The 25,349-nt window shown below is 67.0% G+C and carries 18 protein-coding genes; 5 read left to right on the top strand and 13 right to left on the bottom strand.

The genetic code is table 11. The features are described from left to right. The first annotated feature begins 9 nt into the window (after positions 1 to 9). The 3 genes from ACIA6B_RS08205 (at position 10) to ACIA6B_RS08195 (ending at position 2,149) form a co-directional block, all read left to right on the top strand. On the top strand, positions 10 to 924 hold the full coding sequence (locus ACIA6B_RS08205; protein ID WP_396772070.1) for an ABC transporter ATP-binding protein: 915 nt from the start codon (positions 10 to 12) through the stop codon (positions 922 to 924). Then, positions 917 to 1,705, top strand: coding sequence for an ABC transporter permease subunit (locus ACIA6B_RS08200; protein ID WP_396772069.1), 789 nt, complete (start codon positions 917 to 919; stop codon positions 1,703 to 1,705). Before ACIA6B_RS08205 ends, ACIA6B_RS08200 begins: the two co-directional genes overlap by 8 nt. 216 nt (positions 1,706 to 1,921) lie before the next feature. Beyond that, positions 1,922 to 2,149, top strand: a complete 228-nt coding sequence (locus ACIA6B_RS08195; RefSeq protein WP_396772068.1) for a hypothetical protein — start codon at positions 1,922 to 1,924, stop codon at positions 2,147 to 2,149. Between the two features lie 60 nt (positions 2,150 to 2,209). Here the strand turns inward: ACIA6B_RS08195 and ACIA6B_RS08190 are convergent, their stop codons facing one another. The 10 genes from ACIA6B_RS08190 to ACIA6B_RS08145 all read right to left on the bottom strand — a co-directional run bounded on the left by ACIA6B_RS08190 (position 2,210) and on the right by ACIA6B_RS08145 (position 11,422). Further along, positions 2,210 to 3,253: a tyrosine-type recombinase/integrase gene (locus ACIA6B_RS08190; protein ID WP_396772067.1), complete on the bottom strand. Its 1,044-nt coding sequence runs from the start codon at positions 3,251 to 3,253 to the stop codon at positions 2,210 to 2,212. Further along, positions 3,250 to 3,726 (bottom strand): hypothetical protein, encoded by a 477-nt coding sequence (locus ACIA6B_RS08185; RefSeq protein ID WP_396772066.1) that lies wholly within the window; start codon positions 3,724 to 3,726, stop codon positions 3,250 to 3,252. Before ACIA6B_RS08185 ends, ACIA6B_RS08190 begins: the two co-directional genes overlap by 4 nt. A gap of 261 nt (positions 3,727 to 3,987) precedes the next feature. Further along, positions 3,988 to 4,833, bottom strand: coding sequence for a tyrosine-type recombinase/integrase (locus tag ACIA6B_RS08180; protein WP_396772098.1), 846 nt, complete (start codon positions 4,831 to 4,833; stop codon positions 3,988 to 3,990). Positions 4,834 to 5,722: 889 nt separating this feature from the next. Continuing rightward, positions 5,723 to 6,760, bottom strand: coding sequence for an SDR family NAD(P)-dependent oxidoreductase (locus ACIA6B_RS08175; RefSeq protein WP_396772065.1), 1,038 nt, complete (start codon positions 6,758 to 6,760; stop codon positions 5,723 to 5,725). Next, entirely contained in the window at positions 6,754 to 7,245 is a 492-nt protein-coding gene (locus tag ACIA6B_RS08170) for a hypothetical protein (protein ID WP_396772064.1), read from the bottom strand. Before ACIA6B_RS08170 ends, ACIA6B_RS08175 begins: the two co-directional genes overlap by 7 nt. Before the next feature lie 8 nt (positions 7,246 to 7,253). Then, the gene (locus ACIA6B_RS08165) at positions 7,254 to 7,535 is read right to left on the bottom strand and encodes a hypothetical protein (protein ID WP_396772063.1); all 282 of its coding nucleotides are present in this window, start codon (positions 7,533 to 7,535) and stop codon (positions 7,254 to 7,256) included. Continuing rightward, on the bottom strand, positions 7,532 to 8,767 hold the full coding sequence (locus ACIA6B_RS08160) for a tryptophan 2,3-dioxygenase family protein (protein WP_396772062.1): 1,236 nt from the start codon (positions 8,765 to 8,767) through the stop codon (positions 7,532 to 7,534). The genes ACIA6B_RS08165 and ACIA6B_RS08160 overlap by 4 nt, the downstream gene beginning before the upstream one ends. After that, positions 8,764 to 9,933, bottom strand: a complete 1,170-nt coding sequence (locus ACIA6B_RS08155; protein WP_396772061.1) for an aminotransferase class V-fold PLP-dependent enzyme — start codon at positions 9,931 to 9,933, stop codon at positions 8,764 to 8,766. The genes ACIA6B_RS08160 and ACIA6B_RS08155 overlap by 4 nt, the downstream gene beginning before the upstream one ends. Further along, positions 9,930 to 10,649 (bottom strand): tryptophan 2,3-dioxygenase family protein, encoded by a 720-nt coding sequence (locus ACIA6B_RS08150; RefSeq protein WP_396772060.1) that lies wholly within the window; start codon positions 10,647 to 10,649, stop codon positions 9,930 to 9,932. The genes ACIA6B_RS08155 and ACIA6B_RS08150 overlap by 4 nt, the downstream gene beginning before the upstream one ends. 74 nt (positions 10,650 to 10,723) lie before the next feature. Next, a complete protein-coding gene (locus ACIA6B_RS08145; protein ID WP_396772059.1) occupies positions 10,724 to 11,422 on the bottom strand; it encodes a hypothetical protein in 699 nt (232 codons plus the stop codon). A 434-nt stretch (positions 11,423 to 11,856) separates the two neighbouring features. Here ACIA6B_RS08145 and ACIA6B_RS08140 point away from each other — a divergent pair, with 434 nt between their 5' ends. Both ACIA6B_RS08140 and ACIA6B_RS08135 read left to right on the top strand, forming a co-directional pair. After that, positions 11,857 to 12,354, top strand: coding sequence for an LPXTG cell wall anchor domain-containing protein (locus ACIA6B_RS08140; protein ID WP_396772058.1), 498 nt, complete (start codon positions 11,857 to 11,859; stop codon positions 12,352 to 12,354). 29 nt (positions 12,355 to 12,383) lie between these two features. Beyond that, positions 12,384 to 13,226, top strand: coding sequence for a hypothetical protein (locus ACIA6B_RS08135; protein WP_396772057.1), 843 nt, complete (start codon positions 12,384 to 12,386; stop codon positions 13,224 to 13,226). 982 nt (positions 13,227 to 14,208) lie between these two features. On the opposite strand, the gene ACIA6B_RS08130 is transcribed toward ACIA6B_RS08135, so the two are convergent. From ACIA6B_RS08130 to ACIA6B_RS08120, 3 genes are all read right to left on the bottom strand, one after another. After that, positions 14,209 to 14,523, bottom strand: a complete 315-nt coding sequence (locus ACIA6B_RS08130; protein WP_396772097.1) for an Imm10 family immunity protein — start codon at positions 14,521 to 14,523, stop codon at positions 14,209 to 14,211. Between the two features lie 589 nt (positions 14,524 to 15,112). Then, positions 15,113 to 21,565: an RHS repeat-associated core domain-containing protein gene (locus ACIA6B_RS08125; protein WP_396772056.1), complete on the bottom strand. Its 6,453-nt coding sequence runs from the start codon at positions 21,563 to 21,565 to the stop codon at positions 15,113 to 15,115. An 83-nt stretch (positions 21,566 to 21,648) separates the two neighbouring features. Next, positions 21,649 to 25,302: a LamG domain-containing protein gene (locus ACIA6B_RS08120; RefSeq protein ID WP_396772055.1), complete on the bottom strand. Its 3,654-nt coding sequence runs from the start codon at positions 25,300 to 25,302 to the stop codon at positions 21,649 to 21,651. Positions 25,303 to 25,349: the final 47 nt, after the last annotated feature.

Below are 25,349 nucleotides of genomic sequence, written 5' to 3'. Positions count from 1 at the left end.
CTGCGAGCCATGGCTGATGTGATCCAGCTGGAGAAGCTGACCAAGACGTACGGCCACCGCAGAGGCTTGGTGAACCTGGACCTGTCTGTGGCCGAGGGTGAGGTGTTCGGCTACCTGGGTCCGAACGGCGCCGGCAAGTCGACCACCATCCGCGTGCTGCTGGACCTGATCCGACCGACCAGCGGGCGCGCGCTGATGTTCGGGCACGACCCGCGCCGCGACGCAGTGGCGCTGCACCGACGCATTGGATACCTCGCTGGCGACTTCGTGGTCAACCCCCGACAGCGCGTCGGTGAGTGCCTGACGTTTCTGGCCGACCTGCGCGGAGGCGTATCGAAGTCCCGTATCGGCGAGCTGGCCGGGCGGCTGGAGTTGGATCTGACGGCGCGTATCAAGACGCTGTCCAAGGGCAACCGGCAGAAGATCGGCCTGGTACAGGCATTCATGCACCGCCCCGAGCTGTTGATCCTCGACGAGCCGACGTCGGGCCTGGACCCCCTGGTGCAGCAGACGTTCCTCGACCTGGTTCGCGAAGCCAGAGCCGACGGGCGGACCGTGTTCATGTCCTCGCACATCATGAGCGAGGTCGAGGCGGTCGCCGACCGGGTCGGCATCATCCGCGACGGCCAGCTCGTCGCCCTTGACACGGTGGCTCGCCTCCGCGACCGCAGCGTGCACGAATTCCAGGTCACCTTCGCCGACCCGGTCGACGAAACCGCACTCGCCGCCCTGCCGGAGGTGACTGGCCTGACCGTCGACGGCCCGACCGCGAGGTTCCGCCTCGCCGGCAGCCCCGACGGGCTCATCCGCGTACTCGCCCAACAGCGGGTCGCGAGCCTCCGTGCCACCGAACCCGACCTGGAACAGCTGTTCCTCACCTACTACCAGGCCGACGCCGCGAGCGAGGAGACCACGCATGCCTAGCCTGCTGACCAAGACGCTGTGGAACGGCCGGCGGGGCCTGGCCGGTTTCACCGCCGGCACCGCCCTGCTCGGGGCGATGTATGCCGGCTTCTACCCCCAGGTCGCCGACGGCGCGATGGGACAAACCGTCCAAGGCTTCTCCCCCGGGCTGCGGGAGGCGCTGCGGATGGAGGACCTCTCCTCCGCTGCCGGCTATCTCGGCTCCAGCGTGTTCGGCATCATCGTGCCCCTGGTCGCCGTCATCTCCGGCATTGCCACCGGCACCCGCGCCATCGCCGGGGACGAGGAAGCCGGCTACCTCGACCTGCTCCTCGCCCACCCGGTCAGCCGCACCGGGCTGCTGCTGCACCGCTTCGCCGCGCTCGCCGCAGGCGCCATCCTCATCGCGGTGGTGGTCCTGCTGGCCATGCTGGCCATCCGGCCCGGCGCACAACTGGACAGCATCACTGTCGGCCAGTTCACCGCCCAATGTCTCGCCCTGGCCCTGCTGATCATCGTCTTCGGGACGGTCGCGATCACCGTCGGCGCGGCAACCGGCAGCCGACCCACCGCCCTGGCCGCCACCGCGGGCATCGCCGTCCTCACCTACGCCGCCAGCACCCTCGCCAGCCAGATCGGCGCCGACGCCCTCCGCTACACCTCCCCATTCCACTACTACATCGGCGGAGAACCCCTGCGAAACGGCTTCCAATGGGCCGACCTGACCATCCTCACCGCCGCCACCGCAGTCCTGCTGACCGTCGCAGTAGCGGCATTCAACCGCCGCGACCTGACCAGCTGACCCCGACCGCTCACCACGTCAACGCTGTGGGCCGATGCGATGGACGTCGTGCGGTTACGGCATCGGCTCCGCCGGGGCCCCCGCAGGTTAGGCAGCCCTCAGCCTGCCGCCGTCACTGACCGGCACCTCAGACACGATGCGCGAGACAGCCCCTACGAACGACGAACCGAGCTGAGCACGACCGATCCGCTCGCCGGCACCCCGCGGGCTGACCGGATGGGCCGCCATCTGCTGAGGCGGCTCTTCCGCGTATCAGCGGTGATGGCGTGGTTCGGGCTCGTCGACGAGCCCGAGGCTGAAGACGAAATCTCGCCCTGGGCTGCAGGCCGGTTGCCGTGGACATGGCTGGTCACTGCCAAGCTCACCTCGGCGTTCAGCCTGGCGCGCACCCACGGGAGCCTGACATGCCGCGTCGGTCATCGGCTCCAGCGGCCTCGACTGTGACTCGGGATCGTGGCGCTCGCACCGATCACGTCACTGGATCGGCGGCTCCACATGCGACGCCTAAGACCGTGGGCGGTCTTGCTGCTCGGGAGCCAGTGGGTGGGGTTGCCCGGTGAGGGCGGCCAGGGCGGTGGCGACGGCGTGCAGGTCGGCTTTGATGTAGGTGGTGGTGGCGGGTCCCTGGCGGTCGGTATGTCCGGCGTAGGCGCGGGCCACACCGTAGCCGGAGTGGCGCTCCACCCAGGTGAGGGTGGTGTGGCGCAGCCAGTGCGTGGTGATGCCCTGGGCGGCGACCCACGGTAGCTGTCGGCCGATGCGGGCCCAGAGCAGGTCGTAGCGCCGGTACGTGGCGGATCGGTCATTGCGATATCGCAGCAGGGCGTCAGTTGGTGCGGCAGCGCCACGGGCCCGGGCGTGGTCGGCGAGGCGCTCGGCGAGCATCGGGGTGATGGGCTGCCAGCGTTGCGTGCCGCCCTTCTCCGACAGGCGGATCAGCGCGTGGTCGGTGTCCAGGTCGATCAGGCGCAGCGCGAGGGCGCCGCCGCGTCGGCATGCCGTTTCGGTGTGCAGGCGCAACAGCAGCGCGTCGAGCACGATGTCGTTGCCGCCGCTGCGGGCGGCGGCGTTGATGTCGGACACCTCGTCAGGGGTGAGGGCGCGGCGGGTGTTCGGCAACCGGCGGGGTTTGCGGACCCGATGGGCGGGGCTGTCCATGGCGGTCAGGTAGCCGTCGGCGACGGCGCGGTTGTAGAAGGCACGGGCTGCGGCGACGAGATGCTCGCCGGCGTGCCGGCCGTCGCGGGAGTTGCGCCGAGGGCGGGCGCCGGCGGCGGCCTGTCGCATGAGGGCTTCGAGGTCGCTGGCGCGCACCGCGTCGACGCGCCGATCGCCGAGGGCGGCGGCCATCCGTCGCCAGGAGCTGCCGTAGGTGCGTCGGGTGCCCGGGCTCGCCGCGGCGACGACAGCAGGAAGGTACTCGGCGACCGTCGGCACGGTCGGCGGGTCGGCGCCGGTGAGGTCGGATGCGGTGAGGTCGGATGCGGTGAGGCCGAGATGCTCAAGGAGCGCTCGGGCGGTGGCGACACGATCGGGATCCGTGGTCATGAGGGCTCTCCGAGGATGCGGGCGTGCAGGTCGGTCAGGACCGCGGTGATGGTGTGTGAGGGGTGCACGACGATGCGGTTGCGGCAGGGCAGGGCGGCCAGGAGCACGGGTTCGCCGGGGGCGATGCCGCACAGGTGTCGGGCGGCGGCCGGCAGCGGCAGTTCCTCGCGGGTGCCCACGACATGCGCACCGTGGGCGGCCGGGGTGATGAGGATGGCGCCGGTCACGACGTCGACGTGCAGCGCGAGGCCCGGTGTCCAGCCCAAGGCCCGCAGCAGTGCACGAGCGGTGACCCGGCCGGCGGCGTCGGGGCGGCCCACGTCGAACAGCACGCCACCGCCACGATGGGCGGTGGGCGCGGGCAATGTCGGCAGCGGCGCCGGCTCCGGCGCTGCGACCGACAGTGGGGTGGGAATGAGCGCTTCGACGAGCTGCTCGTCGGGCCGGCGGGGACGCGGGCGGCCGGAACTCACCGAGGCCCCCGCCAGGGCTGACGCAGCGGTGTCAGCGCAGGCGGAAGCCACTCCTGACGTCCGGGCGCACAAATGAACCGTCGCGGACGGCATCCCCACGCGAGGGGAGTTGATCTCGCGTGGATCTCCACACGTGTTGGTGTCCGAGGGGGGACTTGAACCCACATTTGAAGCTCCCATGCTTAGCATGGGTGTTCATGCGGCGAATCTACCAGGCCAGGAATGGGAAGCGCAAGGTGGTAGTACGCCGCACGGAATGCGTTACAGCAGAGGTGAATCACTCCGTCCGGCCGACGCCGGCTCCCCGCCCAGCGCTCCCATCCCCTCACCCACCTCGTGCCCGAATGTCCGAGCCATGGACAGCATCGGATGCAACTCACCTGTTAAAGCCGCCAGCGCACGAGCTACCTCGTAAGCGTCCGCTCTTACGTAGGTACTAGTCGTGGTTACGTCGGATCGGCCACTATGGCCTGCATACGCTTGGGCTATGGCGTATCCGAATCTGCGCTCTACCCAAGTAAGGGTCGTGTGCCGCAGCCAGTGAGTGCTAATCTGTTGCGCCCTGACCCAAGGTAGGTGCTTCCCTAAACGCTGCCAGAGATAATCGTGGCGACGACGAGTAACAGGCGCCCCGTTTCTATACCTGAGCAGCTTGTCGGAGTCGTCGCTGCAACCCCGTTCCACAGCAAGCCGGCCGAGGCGGTCGGCCAAGATGGGAGAAATAGGCTGCCATCGTACTGTCTCCCCCTTCTCACGTAGTTGCACGAGGCACTGTTCAGCGTCGAGGTCTGCCTTACGTAGCGAAAGCCCTCCATCGCGCCTGCACGCTGTCTCGATGTGAAGGCGCAGAATGACACCATCGAGATGAGGGTCATTCCCAGTTGTAGTGGCCACATCATTGATTAGGCCGAGCTGCTTCTTGGAGAGCGCGCGCCTGGTGCTGGCGAGCCGCGGCGGCTTTGGCACGCGCTTCGCGGGGTTGCTTGACTCAGGTATAAGCCCGTCGGCAACCGCGTACGAGTAGATGCACCTGAGCGACGCGATGAGGTGCTCGGCGGCTGTTCGGCCACCGCGCGAATTGCGTCGAAGAACGACCTGCTCTCTCATCTGCGCTGCAAACCGTTTGATATCCGAAGAACTCGGCTCGTCGAGGCGCCTGTCTCCCCAGACATCTCGCACGCGGTTCCAATAGGTACCGTAGACCCGCCGTGTGCCGGGAGTCACTGCTGCGGATACGAGTTCGATATATTCGGCGAACGTGGGCATCGAGCGAACTGGACGCTGGGCCGATAGAAGCTGCTCGGGCGTTACCCCTAGTCGATTCAAGAGGAGACGAGCAGCCATAAGATCCTCGCTGCCTCCTGAACTTTCGTGGTTCATGCCATTTCACCCCGATCTGGTTTGTCGTTCGTACACATCGACCGTCCGCTCAAGGAGCCCCATGGTGTAAATTACGAGCGACCGACGGGTGGGGTAGGCGCAAACTAAGACGCGCTCCGCGGGTCCGATGCCACAACTCCGCCGAATGGACGACGGAAGGAGCAAATAGCCTTGCTGCGTGATTTTCCATGCCGCCTCCTCACACGCTTCTGCGATCACGATGCCCTCTTGCCAGGCAAGACTTATTGGTAGGTTAGGCCGCCAACCGAGAGCCCGCATGGCGGTGCGGTCCGCCAGACGACCGTGGACATCGACCGGGGTCACCGAGCAATAGATACCCGTTGAGGTGGGGTTTTTAGAAGCCGCGGCAGAGGTAACCCTTGCGCAGAGTTGACAGCATCGTCTTCAAGTGCAGACTCCGATCGCAGACCCATTGACTTTCCCCCTTCTTATCGACTTGGTCGATTTCGAAAGCATCAACATCTCTTCGCGAAGCTATATCGTCAACTGGCAACCTGGAAGACTTGCGAACTTTTGTATACCTTCCGAGGCGTCCTAGGATGTGGGTGATGTTCCTGGGTTGCGATGTCTTACGTCTAATTTTCCGAATCTTCTCTCAACCGGCAGGTTCGGCAAGTAATGCGAAGTTGATGCCGGACAGCTCTACTGACAAATCCCAGAGCTGACGTGCAGCGTCGATATCACGGGCTCCATCGCTAGGCCTCTCGGGCCCAATGGGGCCTCGTGTGCGCCACCATCGGGTCGGCCCCAGGTACGTCCCAGATAGAACGTCTGCTGCGGCGGCAAGCAACAGCGCCCGTGCACCTGCCTCCGGGGGCTGCGCGATGAACGCTCCGATCGCGCGTAAAGCCGCCCCGCTTGCTCGGTGTCGGACATCTCGGGGCCGCGAGGAAAGAAGTTTGGTTGCTACCCAGCCTGGCTGACAGGCGATGCTGCGCAATGAAACTCCGGCTGCAGTGATTCGCCGGTGGAGGTGATGAGCGAAGAGAAGGTTTGCCAGTTTGCTCGCTGCGTAGGTGCGGTAGATGCCATCGATCCGTGGGTGTGGCCAGTCTTGAAGGTCGAGGCGAGCGAAGCGGTGAGCGGTACTGCTGACGGAGACGATTCGGGCTTCCGGGGCGGCCAGTAGCCGGTCCAGCAGAAGTCCGGTCAGGGCGAAGTGGCCCAGGTGGTTGATGCCGAAGCAGGACTCCACGCCGTCGAGAGTTTGCCATCCGGGTCCGCCGGTCATTCCTGCGTTGTTGATCAAGGCGTCGACGTGTGGGTGCCTGTCAGTGATGATGTTGGCCGCTGCTTCGACGGAGCGGAGACTTCCGAGGTCGATGGTGACCTCGTCGATGGTGGCTCCGGCGTGCTCGGATCTGATGGCACGAGCGGCATCTGCCATCCTGCCCGGGTGGCGGCAGGCCAGGACGATTGTGGCTCCTGCTGCGGCGAGTTGCCGAGCGGCTTGGAAGCCGATTCCAGTGTTGGCACCCGTGATTACGACGGTCTTGCCGCGAACTTTGCAATCCGGTCGCAGGGTCTTGGCGGCTGTCCGGAGGGCAGCACGGGACTCCAGTCCCGACGCTGCCCTCCGATCACCGAGCGACCGTATACGGTCCGACGGCGTAATCGTTGGATGAGTCACCATTCACCGACCCCGTATGCAGCGTTGTAGGTGCCAAGGTTGGTCTGCATGAACAGGTAGAACCGAGTGCCGTCTTTGACGTTGGTGGCGAGGTTGCGCCACTGTCCGGGTGGGACGTAGGTCCAGCCGTTGGCGCAGGTTGCGCGGCCGACCCAGACGACGCAGGCCCAGAAGGGGGCTCCCCAGGCGCCGCCGCCGCCGGTGTTCTTGACCTGGATGTCTCGGCATTGGCTGGTGGTGCGGTAGCTGCCGGAACGCGGGAAGTAGGCGTCTTCGATGCCCTGGAATTCGCCGAATGGGTCGTGCATGCCGAACTTCGCGCTGTAGGGGGCGCTGCGGCAGCCGGAGGCGGCCTGCGCGGGTTCGGTGGTGGCGACGAGCGCCGCGATGATGAGCAGCAGGGCGGTCGCGGCGGCCGTGAGTGGCGACGTGCGTTGGGCGCGCTGCGGTTCCTCGTCGTCGAGCGGAGTTGCGGTGAGGTGGGACATTCTTCCTCCTACGTATTGTCTGGGCTGGTGGCAACGGCTGTGGAGGGGGCAACGCGCTGATAGGCGGCGGGTCTCGCCGCCGCGTGGGGGCAGGTGGGTTCGGCGTGGCCGGTGGTCGCGGCGGTGCTGGGGTCGGTGGCGGCGGCCTCGGCGCGGACGTTCCGCCAGCGGCGGGTGAATCCCGGTCGGCCGGCTTCGGTGTGTAGGAGGCGCAGGAAGGCGTGCGCCTGTTCGAGGATCGCGTCCTGCGTCGCTGGCGCGGCCGGATGGGTGGCGGTTGCGGTGCTCACCTGTTGCCTCCGGCGTCCGTGCCGGTCGAGGGGCAGTGACGGAAGACTGGCTCGGTGCGAGCGTCGTTTAGGTAGGGGGTGCCTTGGGTGTAGCCGGTGCCCGTACGGTCGGGCCCGAGGATCCGGACGGCGAGCCGGTAGTGGGTCTGGCGCCATTGGGTGATCGCCGCGGTAAATTCGCGCATCGCGGAGGCGAGGAAGGCGTCCTCGGCTGCGGACTGCTCCACCGAGTCGAGGGCGTCGTCGAGGCTGACCTGCCCCTGGATGATGGCCGTGCGGACCTCGGGGACGGACAGGTACGCCGGCGAGTTCAAGCGCGTGCCGTCGGGTCTGCGGCACAGGGATTCGAGCAGCTTGTAGTGCCGCGACTGGATCGCGCTGGCACCGTCGGTGTAAGGGCGGAAAGCGTGGAACGCCGCGGGCTGAATTGTGGCCAGCAGCGGCCACAGCGTAGCGCTTTCGCGCAGCAGCGACGCAGCCGCCGAGAGTGTGGTCGCGGCCCTGGACGTGTGGCCGGCACGCACGGCGCCGATGATCTCGGTAAGGTCAGCGGCCAGCAGCGCGAAGGTCGTCTCGAAGGCTTGCAGGACGCGGATGAACATCCACTCGTCGTGGATGGTGTGCACCGGGAGCATGCTGATCTGCAACGCCCGACGTTCGTCGGCGCTGCGGTCGAGATTCACGGCGGCAATCACCCGCCCCAAAAGGTCGATCTCGGGCAGGGTCGACGGTTCGGCGATGTAGCTGAGCCTGCGCAAGGCGGGCATCACGGCGCGAAGCGCATGCCGCAGGCGCTTGGCGGCTACGGCCGAGGTGGGGCGCATGCGCGGCAGGGGCGTCTGTTCGTCGGTGGCCGCGCGCAGTTCGAAGGCGATCAGGTCGGTCAGGAGCTGGGCGTGCAGGCGGTCGCGGCGGGCGAGCTGCCGCGCTGCCGCGCCGGGTGTCTGGTCGACGGCGGGGATCGGCAGCAGCGCCAGGCCGAGGTAGGAGCGGTAGTCGAATCGGCCGTCGACCTTGTCGAGCGCGCCGGCGAGGAACGCCTCCAGGTGTCGGGTGTCGCCGTCGAGGTGCGTCACCTGGTCTCGCGCGGCGGCCAGGGCCTGCGTCCAGTATGCAGGGACGAAGTGCTTCCCGTGGTGCTGGTAGGCGATCACGACCGCGTGGTAGGGGAAGCGTTCGATCGCGGGGCGGCGCTGCGCGGACCACCGCAGCACCGCTGCGGGGCGGGTCATCGTGATGCTCCGATCGGGGTGCGGGTGCGGGGTGCGACCCGGTAACCGGCGATGGCGTCGCAGAGCGCGTCGATGTCGTCGTTGTTGGTGTAGGCGTGCACGGCGATACGCACGATGCCGCGGCGGGCGGCCACGGCGATGCCGTGCTCGTCGAGCCACGTCGCCATCGCCCAGGCGTGCGGCTCGATCAGCGTGAGATGCGCACCCCGCTCGGCCGGATTCTGGGCCAGGTCCACGATCTCGCCTTGGCAGGTCAGGCGGTGCGCGGCGGAGGCGATGAGTCGTTGGGTGTGGTCGCGGACCGCGGTGAGGTCGAGTTGTTGGATCAGCGTCAGGCCGGCGACCGCAGCGTAGGCGGCGGCGACGGCCGGAGTGCCGGTTTCGAACCGGCGGGCGTGGGACGGGAAGTCGAGTCGGGTGGCGTCGAGCGCGTGCGGGTCCGGGCGGCCCATCCAGCCGGTCAGTCCCGGCGCGGGTCCGTCGGGGTGACGGGCGTAGAGGATCGCGAGGCCCGGTAGTCCGAGCAGGTACTTGCCGGTGCCGGTGATCAGGTAGTCGCAGCGCAGGGCGTCCACGTTCAGTGGCATCACGCCGGTGGCCTGGTAGGCGTCGACGATGACGGTAGCGCCGGCGGCGTGTGCGGCGTCAGCGATCCGGCGGACGGTCAGCCGGGTCGCGTCGCGGTGGGTGACGGCGGGCACGGACACCAGTGCGGTGTCGGTGGTGATGGCGCGCAGGTAGTCCTCGGCGGTGACCCGACCTGTCCGCGGTCCGCACCATCGGACGCGGGCGCCGCGTTTCTCCTGCGCCAGCCACACGTGCGCCACGCCGGGGAAGTCGGCGGTGGTGGTGAGCAGGTCGCGGCGGCGTCGCCAGCGCATCCCGGACACCACCTGGTGGGCGGCGATACCTACGTTCGGCAGGACCGCGACCTGGTCGACGTCGGCGCCGATGAGCTGGGCGAACCGTCGCCGTGCGTCGGTGACCTGGTGTTCGGCGGCGTTCCAGAAGCCGGGGCGGGCGAGGTCGTCCAGCATGACGGCGAGCGCCTGGTCCATGCTGGTGCTGCGGGGGGCGATGCTGCACGCGGCGAGGTGCACCGTCTGCGCGAGGCTCGGGATTTGGGCACGGAGCGCCGCTGGGGTCAGCGTGGAGGTGGCGGTCATCGCGGGGCCTGCCGGCTCTGCCGTCCGCGCGGGCTGGCCTCGGTCAGGTCGGTGCGCGCCTCCCACAGGGTGGGGAACCGCCGGTGGGTGATCAGCCGGGTGAGGCTGTCGATGGGGGTGTTGCGGGTGCCGAGTACGCCGTGGCCGATGATGCGGGTGGCGATGGTGTAGTGCTCGGTGCGCCACAACGCGATCTGTTCGTCGAGGGACACCAGCGTCTCGGCGAGGCGGAACAGCGGGTCGGACGGCTGGCCGCAGTAGACGTCGATCGGTGTAACGCCGAGGGAGGACAGCAGCCGGCTGAATGCGATGTCCAGTTCGGTGGTGATCTCGCGCATGCCCTTCCAGCCGGGTGACTCGAAGCCCGAGCCGTTGCCCAACTCCGTGCGGAAGGCGGCGAACTGGGCCGGGTGCAGGTGCCGCAGCATGTGCAGCTGCTCGGTGACCAGCGCGAGACACCGCACCGCCCGCTGCACGAGCTGTTCGGCCGCGCTCGGCTGGTCAGCGGCGAGGTGATCCAGTGCCCGGCCCAGCTCGTGGTGGATGAGCTTGAACCACAGCTCGGCGCACTGGTGCACGACCTGGAACAGCAGTTCGTCGGGATGCGCCCGCTCGGCCGTGCCGCGTTGCAGCGACAGCAGGACATCGGTGCGCATGTAGCGGGCGTAGTCGGTGCTTCCCGGGCCGGGCAGCACGGCGGGTAGGGATGTGGACACGTCGTCGTCCTTCACGTCGAGGGAGGTTCGGGGCAGGGTCGTGCCGCACCAGCAACGGCGGGAATGGTGGCGGGTCAGGCGTGCAGCGCGGACAGGGCGGCGGTTGCTGTCCGCGACAGCGGCTCAGCCAGATCGGCAGGTGCCGTGGCGTTGAGGCGCAGCGGTGCGGCCGTCACCGTGAGGTACAGGTTCGCGTCGTAGGCGACCAGGTGGCTGCCGCCGGCGTCGGCATACCGGTAGGCGCCGGCGCCCACCGCCGGAACGTCCTGAAGGGATGCGGTGTCGCCGTGCGCGCGGCGCAGCCCCTCGTACATGACCTGCCCCGACTGCGGCGCCCCGACGCTGGCCCGCACAATCACCACGACACCGTCGGGCAGCCGGCCGAGCGTCGCGGTGCAGATCAGGTCGGTGGTGGCGCCGAGCGTGCGGGTTTGCTGCGGTTGCCGGTCCGCCGGCCCGTACCGGTCGCTGAAGGCCCGCCAGTCCAGCTGCGCGCACAGCGCGTCGTTACTGCGGTAGGTCGCGACCGCCCGGGCGGTTGCGGCGCCACCGGCAGTGGCAGGCGAGGCTGACGGTGGGGAGGGGCGCGGATCGCTGGTGCCCGCGCAGCCGCCCAGCGCCAGCACGGTGACACCCAGGCCGATCATCAGTGCACGGCGACTGCGCACTGCTCTGGGCGCGGCGCGGCGCCTGCTCCCGCCGAGGGCCACTTCGCTGCCGCGTGACGGCAGGGTTTCCGAGTTTGGGTTGACGGCCTGCTCGGGACTGCTCATGCCTTGTTCCATTCGCGGCGCACCTATCTGGGGGCACACAGCATTCGCCCGCCGCATTCGACCAGCGAGCCGCAACCCGCGCCTCTCCCCCGTTGATGAGGACCGGGCCTAACCGCTATCGAATCCACCACAGCCACGGGCCAGCTGTCTACAAATACGCCTACACCTAGCCGCATAAAAGGCCGTGACAATCAGCGGAAACAGGACCTCTGGGCTGGGAAAACAATGCCTCGCTGGCGGCTGCGGAAAAGGGCCGCCGCTGGCCTGTGGGGCACCGAGCCGCTAGCGTCTGACCCGCCTTAACGAGTGCGGTGAGTAGGAAGCACACCGCACGGAGCATTCAAGACGGGAGTATTTTCGTGCAACCTTCTGTGCCACACGTACGCCGGCTTTTGACGGTGTCGGCGCTATCGGCGTCCGCTGTCCTCGCGGCGATGGCGGTGTCTACCGCGCCAGCTTGGGCGGCGACGACTCCACCTGTGCCCGCGACCGCCACGGCGGGCCCCACCGCTGCGCAGCCGCAGACACCGCCGGCGCAGACGCCACGTCCGGCAGCGGAGCCCACAGACACCGACGGCCCGACCGGCCCTCCGCCCGACCCGGACCCCACCACTCCCCCGGCCGAGCCGACCAGCCCGCCGCCGGAACCCGACCCGAGCACGCCGCCGCCGGACTCCCCGCCCCCGCCGCAGCCGACCCGGACGAGCCCACGCCCGCCAGAAAGCCCGGCACGACCTGCAGGCACGCAGCGGCGGCCGGGTGCCGCCGACACGGACCGCAGCCGCGAACCGAACGCCGCCGCAGACACGGAGGTGTCCGGGCCGTCGCTGCCGCTCACCGGAGACAACCTCGCTCCGATCGTCGGCACCGGCGGCGCCGCGCTGATCGCCGGCGTTGGTCTGCTCTTGGCCGCCCGCCGCAAGCCACGATGAACCGCGGTCGCACGAGGAAGGAGTAGCGCGTGACACAGCGCCCGGACCGGGCGGTCTGGCCAACGTCGACCGAAGATGTCCCCGCCACCGCGCCCGGCCGGGCGCCCGCCCTCGCGCCCGTTCACCACACCCCGCCAAGGCCACCGGACACGACCGACGAACCGACCCTCGTGGCACAGAAGCACCACCACCCCGCCCCTGGCACCGCGACCAACGGCCGCAGACGCTTCCTACGGGCCGCGGCACTGACCATCACAGCCCTGCTCGCCGGCGGGGCGATCGGCGTAGCCGCCTCCCATCGGGCGATACCGCCGGCCCGCTCGACGCCGACGGCCAACGACGCCGCCCCGCCGGCCGGGGCACTGTTCGCGCATCGGCAAGCCGCCATCAACAGGGCCGCGCTGTCGACCTCGGACCTCGCCGCCTTCGCCAGCCCTTGGCTCGGCGGAATCGGAAACTGCGTACGTGACCAGCTCAGCGAAGCAGAACGCGGCAACGGCGAGACGACCCGCAGTCACTGCGGGGCCGGCATCGTGACCAGCTACTGGATCACCTACCGCACCCTCGCCGACCGCGACGCCGCCCAGGCCCGCTACCAGTCCCAAGCCGCCAACACGTCGGCCATCGCCGCAGGCGCCACCCCACCTACGCAACGCAACACCCTCACCGGGCAGCAGGTGCAGTACGTCGAGTACGCATACCGGATCCCCGCCGGCGCTCAAGCTGGACAGATCGTCGTGGCCATCTGGTGGAGCGACCCCACAAAGCCCATCGCTGGCGTGCTCACCTGCTACTGGACCCAGCTGGGATCCTCCTGGGCGCCGCTACGCGACCTGTGGGCCGCCGGCGCACCGCCGCCCGCTCAGCGCTGAGCAGCCGCCACCGGAAGCCTGCCCCGCGCAATCTCATCGACCGCGTGACGCGCGGTGTGCGCCGGCACGACGGCTACCTGACCCGACGCCCACGGCACCGGCAGGGTCACCTGTCCACAGTGAGAACACCAGGAGCCCTCCTGCCAAATCTGCCAGGTGCCGGCCGCTGACGGTCCACCGCTACGCGACCACCTGGCGCGCAGCATCGCCAGGGCTGCCGCCGGGGCGCCCACCACGATTGAAAGGCCCATCATCAGCATGCACGCCGCCCGATCCCCAGGTGACGAGACCACGACTCCGTAGGCGAGAGAGCACGCCACCGCGCCGCAGAGCACCGCCAGGCGCAGCGGCGCCTGCGGTGAACGCGGCATGGCAGGTGGCCGCAAGAGATGCGCCAGACCCGTCATCGCGGTCGTCACGCTTCGACCTCGCAGCGCCAAGACTCGCGGTACCACCATCGTGCTACGGGTGTGGGCGGTCTTGACACCTGCGGCGTAGACGGACGCTAGATGACGTCGCCCGCCGACGGTGCCGCAGCATCGGCTAGGGACACTCGATGACATGAGGCGAGTATGACCGTCGCCGCCGACAGGATCGAGACAGATCGCGCTGCGCCGCTGGCAAAGCGTCCCGGGAGCCGGCGCTGGTCAGTTCCAATGGCCTCCCGGGCCAGGCATCGATCTCGCCGGAGGTGCAGTACCGCCGCGCTCCCGCTCACGCCTACTGCTGGCTTCGGCGTACCGCCACACCGCCCGTCATCGGCGACTCCCACGGCTTGTCAGCGTAGGGTCCCATTGTCGTCGAGACCCACGAGGATGGCCCAGGCCATTAGCTGGTCCGGACACCCTTCATGGCTCGCATCGACACGCCGCCCTCGGGCGAATTGCCGGTCATCGGCCCGCACTTAAACGAAAGCGTCGAGTGCTCCCGCCGCTTCGCGCTCCTGGCTCGGGAAGTGGATCCCACGATCCCCCGAGTTCCCCTAGCGCCCGATACCCTGAAGGTATAGGCGGGGCAGCGCAGAGCGACGTCCGGAGGTGAGGACCCTGCGTAGTCCCGCTTTAACTGCGATCAGTGCCTGCGGTGCCATCCGTAGCGGGAATCCAACTTCCTGTGGCAGGTTAAGGTCTTCAGACCCGGTTTCGCTAAGACTTAGCGTTAGAAAGTCATCCAGGACTTTGCACCCGCGAACTTGGCCGTAGCTGGTGAGCTGCCCTGGGTCGACGACAACGCAGTAAGTATCCATTTTTAGGGCAATTTCCTGGGGATCCACCTCCGCCTCGGGGGTGCATTCCATGAACGAAAGAGAGAAATTCACCTCCGGTCCAGCATTGAGCGTGAGTGTGTACACCCCATCATCTTCCTCCTCCACGCTTCGAAGAGAGCACTGCCGCACTAAACGCCCACTTCCTCAGATTCGGTTACTAAAACGTTGCTCTAGCCGAACGAGGCGAGGCCTGCGGCTTCGGCGACGGCGTCGGGAATTACGCTAGCCGCGAAGCTTCCCGACAACTGGTACAGCTTAGTGTGCTCTCCTTGCGGCATACCGGTTCCAGTAATAATGAGCGAGGTATTGTCCTCCGCAGAGGATGCCCACGTAAGGACTCCCTGAGTGAGCGCTTGCACGGCCAATCTGGACGTCACTTGCACTGAAATCGATTGCCCCGAGGTGCCTCCTGCAACCTCTACACCTTTGGACGAGATCTCAAGCTTCAACCTTTCCAGAGCTTCGACTCGTTCGCCAAACTCATGGCCTACATCCAGCCTGACCAAGGCACGAACCGTCTGGTGTTCTTGCGGCCTCATTACCGTCCCCCTCGCACAGCACCCTAAGGACCGGCAGGATAACATACCGCCCCTCTAGCCGGCCGAAGGAGTTCATGGGATCACCCTCCGCCGTTGACTCTCGCCCATTGGGTGATCAACCTGAAGTTCGCTCCTCCCATTCGATACCCATTACCGCCACCCGATCTCCACTGACTGTCACCCCAACGATACTCGACGACGAAACCAGTCTGCTTTGTGTAAGTGTTCATCGCGGCCTTGCACCGAGAACAGGGCGAAAGCGTCCCCTCGATAACTACCTGCGCACCCTCGGGCAGACGCCAAAGTGCACCCATGCGGACCGCTCGATGTTCAGTGTGGGAGGCCGACGACCCGTTCCTCCTGCCAAGGCTCTTCTCCTCCGCGGTCTGTTCACCACTGACAAGCGTCCGCTCCAGGAGAATGCGACCTTCTGCATCGTAGACCGTGACCAGGGCGGTGTGCGGCGTTTTCGAGGTACCCTTTCCGTTCAAACCTCGGTAACCATAGGCTCCGATTGTGGGAATGAGCATTGCACCTGCGGCGTAATCGAGATTGCAATACTGCGGCTCGATAAAGCAAATGCGTTCGGCAATGTCGAGTTCACTTACATCGCACCACTGGACACCCTTGCAGCCGTATGTTTGAGCTGCAGTGACTACAATCTCTCTCAACTTCGCCGGCGACGGGGCAGCCACAACTACGCCGTCCAGGAGAATCGCTGCACCTTTGCCATCGCGCCAACCGCAGTCGTTTCCCCCACCGCACTTAGGAGCTTTGATCGTTTCACACGACGAGGCGGGATAACACTCGTTCTTACTTCTATTCTCGCGGTTAGCCGCCTCATTTCCTGGCTTATACCCCGAGCAGTCTTCTCCGGGCATGCAGGGCGACTGGCCTGACGGGTCCGACAAGAGGATCGGATTGCCATTGGCGTAGCCGTATGAATTCCACTGCTGAGGCGAATCCAAGTCCTGAACGGGGTCCACGGAGAGGAACCGACCAATCTCAGGATCATATTCTCGCGCGTTTAGGTGCGTGAGCCCCGACGAATCTCGCTCACCCCCAATAAAGCCCTTCGCGTTCGCCCATGATGAGATATCGCCACGCGGGCTTCCGTAGGGGGTCTGATATCGTCGGCCGACAGCCTGCGAAGCCGAGTTGCTGATGGATGCGTACTGCGTTCCTTGATGATCTGAGAAAAGCCACGTCAAGGCTCCGGCAGTTCGGGAGGCAATCAGCCTGCCCGCAAAAGTGTAAAAGCGGGTTGTATTCCGACTGGTGCCATTCCATCGAATTTCCATGCCGGGCAGGTAGAGAGTGCGACCGGTTGAATCACGATGAATTAGCCGGTTGCCGTCGGCGCCGTAGACGTTGCTACTGATAGCGGAGGGGTCGCCAGAGATCGCGGCGAGCCTGTTTTCTGCATCCCAAGCCAGGCTCTGCGACGCGTTCCCTGAGGGGCAGGCGTTGGCCGTGGCACCAGTGGGCCGGCAGATGGTGTTGCCAGTGTCGTCGTAGGTGTAGGCGTTGGTGACGGCGGGCTGGCCGGGGACTTCGGTGGTGACGGCGGTGACGGCGTGAGGACGCACAACGTTCTTGCCCCCGGTCGGGACGTTGTATGTGCGCTTGGTGTCGCCAGCGCTGGTGTGGACGATTTCGGTTAGCCGGTTGCCGACCTTGTCAAGGGTCCAGTCGTACCAGTAGGGGGCGGGTCCAGCAAGGTTCGCGGTTGAGGGCGCGGTCTTGCAGTCGACGCCGACGCGCGGGGTCCAGGCGCTAGTGAGGCGGCCGAGTAGATCCTGCTGGAAGCATTGGACATCGGCCTGACCGATGGCTGGCTGGTCCGTGATGGACGTGATGTTGCCCGAGTCGTCGTAGCCGTAGGTGCGGTTGGAGACGCTGCCTGCGGCGGTTTCTGGCTTGACGTAGGTGTTATGGAGGCGGCGGGTGGTCAGGTCGTAGGTGTTGGTTTCCTCTACGTAGTTACCGGCGCCCTTGCGGGTGAGCAGCGTGGGTTCGCCGTAGGCGGTGTACTGCTGCCCGACGACGTAGCTGTTGCCGTAGATGGATCCGGTGGTGAGGGTGACGGGCAGGCCGGAGACAGGGTCGTAGGTCGTGGTGATGGTCTCGTTGGCGGTGAGGTCACCGGCGGCGGGCATGGTGACACTTTCAGGCGAGCCGTCCTGCTCTCGGTAGCCGTACCCGATTTCCCAAGTAGTGTTCAGACCAGTCTCGGTCGGAGGAATGACGTAATGTACCGCCCCGGGCTGGTAGCGCTTGGTCCAAGCGAGGTACCGAATTTTGTATGCGTTGGTGGAGCCTGGAGGGTCGAAACGGGTGGCTTCGGTGATCTGCCCGCGGACGACCTCGCCGCCATACATGATGTCAGTCTTATCGAATTTCCAACTCGCCCGTTTAGTAGCGGGGGAAATCGTGTCGTCGTATAGGCCGACCTTCCGGCCAAGGCTGTCGTACTCGTAGGCGATTACTTCACCGCGGTCGTCCTTCGTGGTAGCGATTTCGTCGGTGTCGTAGTAGGTGTTGGTGGTGGTGCCTCGGTCGGGGTCTTTGACCGAGATCTGGCGTCCCTTGACGTCGAAGGTGTAGATCCACTCGTTGCCGTCTGCGTCGGCGACGGCAGCAAGTTGGCCCTTGCGATCGTAGGTGTAGCTAGTGCTCTGATAGGCGCCGGCGACGCCTTGGGGTGTGGTGTGCTGCCGCAGTTCTACGTTGCGGCCCTTCGCATCCGTCACGGTCGTCGTTGGCGTACCCCCCGCGGGTGGCGTAACGCTCGTCCGGTCCCCGAAATAGGAGGTTGTCGTACGCCACTTCTCGACTTGGTTGATTGTCCCATCAGTGCCAAGGAGGATTTCGCTGGTCGGTCGCGATGCATCGTCGTAAACGGTTCGAGTTACAGCCGGCACGGACCATTCAGGTTGACCCCATAGCACACCCGAGGGTGCGCCAACTTTCCCATACGCAGGATACGAAGCCGACACTCTGCCGGCTGAGTCGTAGAGCGTGTCACTAATCACGCGGTCACCGTTGGCACCCGTGGATTGCGTCTGCCGGGGCCGCAGCAGTGCGTCGAATATTTGGTAGGACGTCTGGTATCCGTTACCGGCATTAATGGTCTTGGTTTGTACCCAAGGATAGGCGTCGCGATTCGGCGCGTAAGAGTACGTGTAGGCGACCGATGGCCTCGACTCACGGTTCTTGCGGTCCCAGCCAACGGCCCAGACCTTACTTACTCTCCCCAAGGAGTCGTAAACAGCCTCATTGACTCGGCTATTAACGTCTGTTCCTTTGACAACGGACCCCCAGTAGGGAGCTTGAGCGGCAGTGCTGCTCCAAGCGGTGCCACCGTTCGGATCGGGAGTCGTAGTGGTGGTGGAGGCGACTGTGCCAGTAGCGGGGGTGTAGGTCGTCGTGGTGGTGTTGCCGCGCGCGTCGGTGGCGGTGGCGATGCGGCCGAACGGGTCGTAGGTGCTCTGCGCGGTGGTCTGCCAGGTGGTGCCGGCAGATGTGGACCAGTCCTTCAGCTCTTCCACCCTGGTGACCCCGCCGTACGTGGGCTGATCATTCGGGCTGGCGGCGCCGTCATAGGTGTTACGGGTGTCGGAGATGACGTCCGCAGTGCTGGTCGGTGCGGTGCCGCAGGTCAGGGCGGTGGTAGTGGTCTGCTTTACCGTGCCGGTGATGTTCGCGCCGGTGTTGCGGTTGTAGGTCAGCGTGGAGCACTGCTCGTCGCCGGCCGTGGCGATGTCGCCGTCGTCCTGAACACGGTCGACGGTGCCGTAGGTGTCATCAAAGGTCGACTGAGTGCGGGTGGTGCGCCAGCCGCCTTGCCCGTCGACGCCGAGCGCCGTGGCCTGGTAGGTGGCTTTGGTGTTGACGAAGCGGGCGGTGACGGTGTCGCCGTTGATGGTGCGCGACGCGGTGTCCGGGGAGCGCCAGGGCACGTTGACGGTCTTGCTGACCGGCTTGCTGGTGGCGCCGTTGTAGACGACCTTCTCGCGGATCATGCCCGCGAACTGGTCCTCGTCATAGACGGTCTCTGTGCCGAGTGAGGCGCTGATGGTGACGGTGCGCTTGTCGTTGGCGGCGTTGAGGCGGTCGCCGTGCATGCCCTGCAGGTACGTGGTGCGGGTCAGGGTCTGGCGGGGTGCGTCACCGGTGCGCGTCTCGACGGTGCGGTAGCCGCGGAACTGGCTCCACGTCTTGCGCTTGGGTTTGATAAGTCCGTCGTCGTCGGCGTAGTGCCAGGCCGGGTCGCCGAGGTAGTCGTAGAAGGTGTTCTGCACCGGGGCCTGGAAGTCGACGTTGTCGACTTTGGCGGGGATGTCGGACTGCGACACCTGCCGGACGACGTACTTGTGCCACCACTCGGTGATGTCTGAGCCGCCCGGGTTATAGGGGTCGGGTCCGATGACGGGGTAGCAGAGTTTGGTGTTAGTCTCCGGCGCGCTCGGCGGGTTGCTGGAGGTGCACTCGGGCAGGCTGTAGGTGACCTGGATCTTGGATCCGGTCTCGGTGATGATGTTGCCGATGCGGTTGCGGTTGTTCGTGGTGTTGTGCGAGGCGAGGACCCGGTTCGGCAGGGACGTAGGTTCGAACGTCACCGGCGGCAGGACTACCGGGTCTAGGTTATCGGGGACCGTGGTGGAGGACCCGGTGGCGGTGGTGTTCTTGACCAGCCCGGTGTGCACGATCGAGGCCAACCACATACCGGCGTAGTCGCTGCCGTCACCGACCGACGGATACGTGTGGGTGAACGTCCAGGAGTCGACGTCCTGCCAGGCCGGGGTGGTCTTGGTGGTGTCCCACACTCGGGTGCTCACCTTTGCCAGCCGCTTGGTCGACCAGAAGGTGGGGGCGTAGTTGGTGCCGCAGCCGGTGGCGCCGGAGGTGCATTCCTGGTCCCAGGGCACGTCTTTCCAGCTGACGCCGGGGCTGTGGTTGGTGCAGTTCGAGTCGCAGCGGTCCAGGGCGGTGAACGTAACCTGTCCCGTTGGGGTTGTGGAGCGGCTACCGGAGCGGTCCCAGGTGCCGTAGTCGATGCGGCTCAGAGTGCCGCCGCGGGTGTAGACGGCCTTGTCGGTGGCCTTGAGGTTCTTGCCATACCGGTTTGTCTCCGGGGCGTACCAGTACGACATGGTGTTGCCGCGGGGGTCGACAACGTAGTCGAGGTTCCACCGCCACGCCTGGTCGCAGAACGAGGTCGCGAAGGTGGACTTGTTGCACGGCTCGTTGGTGTGGTTGCCGGCGACCGGAACGGTCCAGGTGGAGTTCGTGGCGGTGCTCTGGCCGGGCGGGTTGTTCAGGCCGAAGAAGTACTGGGTGCCGTCGGTGGTGGTGACCTTCCAGTGCTCGCCGCCGTTGGCGCCGTTGCTCGCCCCGGGCAGCTTCTCGATCTTCGCGCCGTCCTCGTCGCGGGAGTGCCAGCCCTTCCCGGTCTCGAAGACCAGTTCGCTGCCGCCGCCGTTGAGGGACATGGTCGCGTTGTAGGAGCGCCAGCACAGGTCACCGGTCTTCACCGAGTTATTGGCCGTGCCGGCCATGTCCTCGCTGCACGGGACGTAGCTGCGTTCGATGAACCCTGGTGAGTAGTTGAAGCCCTCACCGATCCACGTCGGTTGGCTGTTCTCCGCGCTGGAGCGTCCGTCGACGTTCCCGGAGGAGTAGGCCAGGGACACCTTCGGCGCCAGCCCGGCCGCTGGCGGAACCCGCATGTCGTATGACCAGGTGAAGTTGCCGGTCGATCCGCCGGAGGACCAGGTAGAGGAGGCGGCGAGCGGTGTGGCGGAGTAGTCGCCCTGCACGCCGGCAGCCCCGGCAGCGAGGGCCATCACGGTCCCGGCCGGCGCCGCGGCGACCCGCGCGCTCACGGTGCCGTCCGCGACGGAGTTGACCGACTTCACCGGCGTGGCCCGGCACTCGGGTGCGGCCGGGGTCGTCAGGGCACAGGACGGGAGAGTCCACAGCTTCAACCGTGAGGACCAGTTGCCGCCGTATGCGTGACGGAACGGCTTGTAGTCGACGGTGATGTCGATGTCCGCCGGTCCGGTAGCGCCTTCGGGGCGCAGGGTCAGCAGCAGGCCGTTGCGCCAGGCACTAGGGCTCTTGCCGCGGTCGTGGACTTCGATGTCAACCCCGGTGACCGTTCGGCCGGATGCGGTAGTGGCGCGGGCGACCTGCACCGGCAGTATCCCGGCGCGGGCCGGAGCGGCAGTCGTGGCGCGGGCGGTGGCTGCCGGCAGAGCGGCCCGGGCGCGACCCGGGGCCGGCCAGACTGGCTTGTCCCACGCGGCGGTCTTGGCCGCCTTTGATGGCAGGGCCTTCTGCTTCGCCGGACCGCCGATGGAGTCGAGTTTCTCCGGCCGCGCGCTTGGCGACGACGGGCGGGGCTTGGCCTGTGCCGGGGGGACGGCCAGGACGCCGGCACCTAGGACTGCGGTCACCGCCACCGTGATCAGCCGACGCATTGGGGAGAGCAGGCGACCGCAATAAGGGCGGCGGGTCAGAGTCGGCACCGTGAGCATCCCATCCCGGATAGTCCTCCGGCGTGGCGCCGGCTTCTGATCATGCTGTTGAGCGAAGGTGTGGGCAGACATGGTCACTCCTCGCCCGTCTGATTGACCTGCATGTCGTAGAGCTCACGTACGCCGCCGTCGGTGAATGCGCCCTGGTAGGCGAGCACGTCGTCGACGCCACCGGTGAGCCAGTCGGTGAACCCGGCGGGCTGGTCGGAGCGGCCGACCACGAACGGGCCGGTGGCGTTCCATCGCTGCCACCCCGACACCATCGCCGTGGTCGCCGTCAGCTCCCCATCGACATAGAGGCGGATCTGCCGGCGCTCGGCGTCGAGGACACCCGTCAGCTGGTGCCACTCCGTCGGATCGACCGCGGTCGCCGCAGCGGTGGTGATCGCGGTGGTGTTCGTCGCACCCGCACGAACGCTGAAGGCCCACTGTCCCCCGGAGGTGTCCCGGAACTGCAGGTCGAAGCCGCTGTACCCGGAGCCGTGGTCCTGCGACAGGATCGTCTGCCGGCCGCTCGCGGCGTCCACCCGCGCCCATGCCGACACCGTGAACGACGCGTCGGTGCGCACCACGGCCCCGTCACTCCAGTTCGGGTTTGACTCGTCGCCGAGGTTGTCCTGCGCGCGGCCATACTCCTGAGTCACCTGGTTGAAGTGCGGATCGGCCGGATCCTCGACGAAGTGCGTCCCATCCAGCAGCAGCGACTTGTTGCGCTGCCCGTAGCCGATCCAACTGCCCTCCGTCATGGCCAAGCGCCGACTGAAGTTGCCCACGTCCTCCACTCGACAAGTCAGCGCAGATGGGTCGGGGCTAACTTCGTAGCAGGGGTAGGCGTTCTTGAAGTCCCAGGCAGAGGTCTTCGGGGCGCTGACCATGCCGGGCTCGCTGAAGGGGTAGGCGTCCGTGGCGATGCTGCCGGTGAAGTCCTGGGGCACGAGTACACGGTCGTAGACCTGCACGTCGGCGATCGCGCCGGCGAACCACTTCTTGGGGCCGCCGTTGAAGCCTCGGCCGATCGAGAACACCCCCGTCGCCGGCCAGGGCGCCGCCGCCCGGTCCGCGGTACCGGCGAGGACACCGTTGACGTAGACCTGCATCTTGCCCGTCGGACGATCGAACACGCCGGCGATGTGCGTCCAACGCCCCAGGTCCGCCGACGTCAGAGCGGTCAGCGACGCCGCGGAACGAGTGGCGCTCGCCTGGTCGGCGGTGTCCTTCATGACAAACGCCCACCGCGGAGTGGGCGAGGCGCCCTCGAGACGCGCGCCGAGCTGAAACCCGGCGGCGCTCGTACCGTCCTGACTGACCGCGACGAAGTCCTCCCCGGTGGGCAGCGCGGACAACCGCACCCACGCGGCCACACTGAAAGATTCGGTGGTGTTCACCACCGCCTGCGAGTGGTTCAACGCCGAAGAGGATCCGTTGAACATCGGGCTCGCTGCCCCCGGCATGCGAAGGCCGGGCGACCAGGTCACCCCGGTAGGCGCCAGCGGTGTGGTGACCGTGGCTTCGGGGCGCTCGTCAGTCAGCGCCTGGGTCTGGTTGACGCCCGGACGCGGTTCGAGCTTCCACCAGTTCGTCGGCGGCGCTGGCCGGTCCACGATGAACGCCACCGACCCCTGTCCCTCGGTCTGCGCGGAGTTGATCGCCGACACGTAGAGGATGTTCTCGCCGTACTTCGGGGTGGTCAGGGTGACCGTCGCCGTGCGGGTTCCGGTGCCCGTCGCGGTGATCTCCGTGGTGGGCGGGAACGTCCAGCCGTAACGGAACTTCACCACCGTCGACGTGTTCGACGACAGACCGAACACACCCTTCTCCCCCGGCCCAGCCGGCATAGCCGTCACCGTCGCCGTCACATCGGGGTAACTCACATCCGTCTTGAACTCACACCACGCCGACCACACGCTGGGCAGGTTGTACGGAGCCGGATCCGTGGCCATCGCCCTGAACGCGTACGACTTGCCGTTGACCAGACCCGACAACGCCGCGGTGGTCGACCGGCCCCCCGCCGGCACCGACGCACCCACCGGAGCCGGCTTACGCGGGGTGCTGTCGTTGTAGGTCCCCGACGTCGGGATCTCCAACCACTCCCACTTCGTTGCCAGCGCCTGCGTGCCGTCGGCGTCGGGGAACACCCCCGACAGCGTCGGCGTCAACGTGCCGATCACCGACCGCACCCCCGGCGAACAAGCGGCACCCGTGGTCTGCAACCCGTACGGCTGCCCCGGATACGAGCTGTAGTCCACGATCAGCTTCACGCTGTTCGGGAAAAACTTCTTCCACCGGTCCTGCGTCGTCTCTCCGCTGCCATTGCCGGCGCAGGCACACAACGCCATCGTGATGTACGGCGCCGAATGCGCCGCGTGATCCTGGATCTTCGCCGTGATGACCGAGCTTTCGAAGTTGACCGTCATGTCCGGATCCTTCGGCCCGCAACCGTCGGCCTCATTGCCGTGCGAGTAGGCGTTCTCGATCGCCTGCGTCATGGTCGGAGACCACTTCGTGCGCGGCGTCGACGAGATCGGCCCCGCGTGCCACAGATAGGTGATCGTGTCGCCGCAGGACCACGAATGATCCAACGTGGCCTGCACGTAAGCCTTCGAGATGAACTTCTTCGCGATGCTGCTACCGAGCGGAAAATCGAAGAACGACCGGTACAACACCCCCGTGTCCGGGTTCTTTCCCACTCGGGCCACGCTGACATCGGAGTTGGTGGAGTTGTTGTTCGTCGCATACGCCCACCGGCTCTTACCCGTCGACCACGGCGGATCGATGAACACCGGGAACACCGCCTCCGAGCCGGTCAGCAGCGCCTCATCCGGGTGCAACACCACATCACCGCCGCTGGTCACCTCCGTGCGCACCGGCGCCGTCACCGCCGCGTCGCCCGGCCCGGCCGGCGACGACTCCTCCTGCCCCGCGTCCGCCGCTGCGGCGACGCGACCCGCCGTCTGCGGCCGCTCTGCGGAACTCGGCGTCGAATCCCACATCGTCGCCGCCGTCGACTCCGCCAACACCTCCCCGCCGGCCACGGCCCGCAACTCCCCGCCGCCCACATGCACCGCCACGGCGTCCCCGCCCACGTCGAAACGCAGCTGACGCAACGCCGGATTCGCCGCCGCCTGCGGGGTCTTCACCACCAACACGTGCGAGAAACCCGTCCGCGTGGCCCGCACCACCAGATCCACATCCGGCAGCACACCCGGATACGTCGCCGAATCCCCGACAACCGACGGCGCCGGCAACACACCGCCCTGCCACGACAAACTGAAACTCTTACCCTGACGCACCAACGTCACCATCGGCCCACTACCACCAGCCGAGAAACGCACATCCGCCACCGACACCGCCGGCCGCCACAACCCGTCACCACCGCGAGCAAGCGACAGGTCCACCGGCGCCCACGACCCGTCCGCGCGCCGCGCGCGCTGAGGCAGCACCGCCGACTCCTGCTGAAACCCGCCATCCGGCAACGCGAAAATCTGCGTCAACTCCGAACGGCCCGCGGCGACCTCCACCCGCTGCCCGGTGTCCTGCGCCAACCGCGACGCCGCCGCTGCATCCCTGGCCGCCAACGGTCCCCTCGGCACCGACGGGGCCGCCGACGCCGAAGCAGAGGGCACCACCACCACGCCGGCGACCAGCACCGTCGACAGCAGCGAAGCCCACCGCCGGCGCGGTCTACGGACCGCCGAGAACAAACCGACACGACGCCGGGCAGCAGTCACCACAGGTCCCCCGTTGATCACGCGATGAAGTCGCCGAACTGTAGGGA

The sequence above is a fragment of the Micromonospora sp. NPDC051141 genome (assembly GCF_044455765.1).
Taxonomy (GTDB): Bacteria; Actinomycetota; Actinomycetes; order Mycobacteriales; family Micromonosporaceae; genus Micromonospora.
Note: the sequence above shows the minus strand (reverse complement) of the source record. Positions and strands in the feature narration are given on the sequence as shown.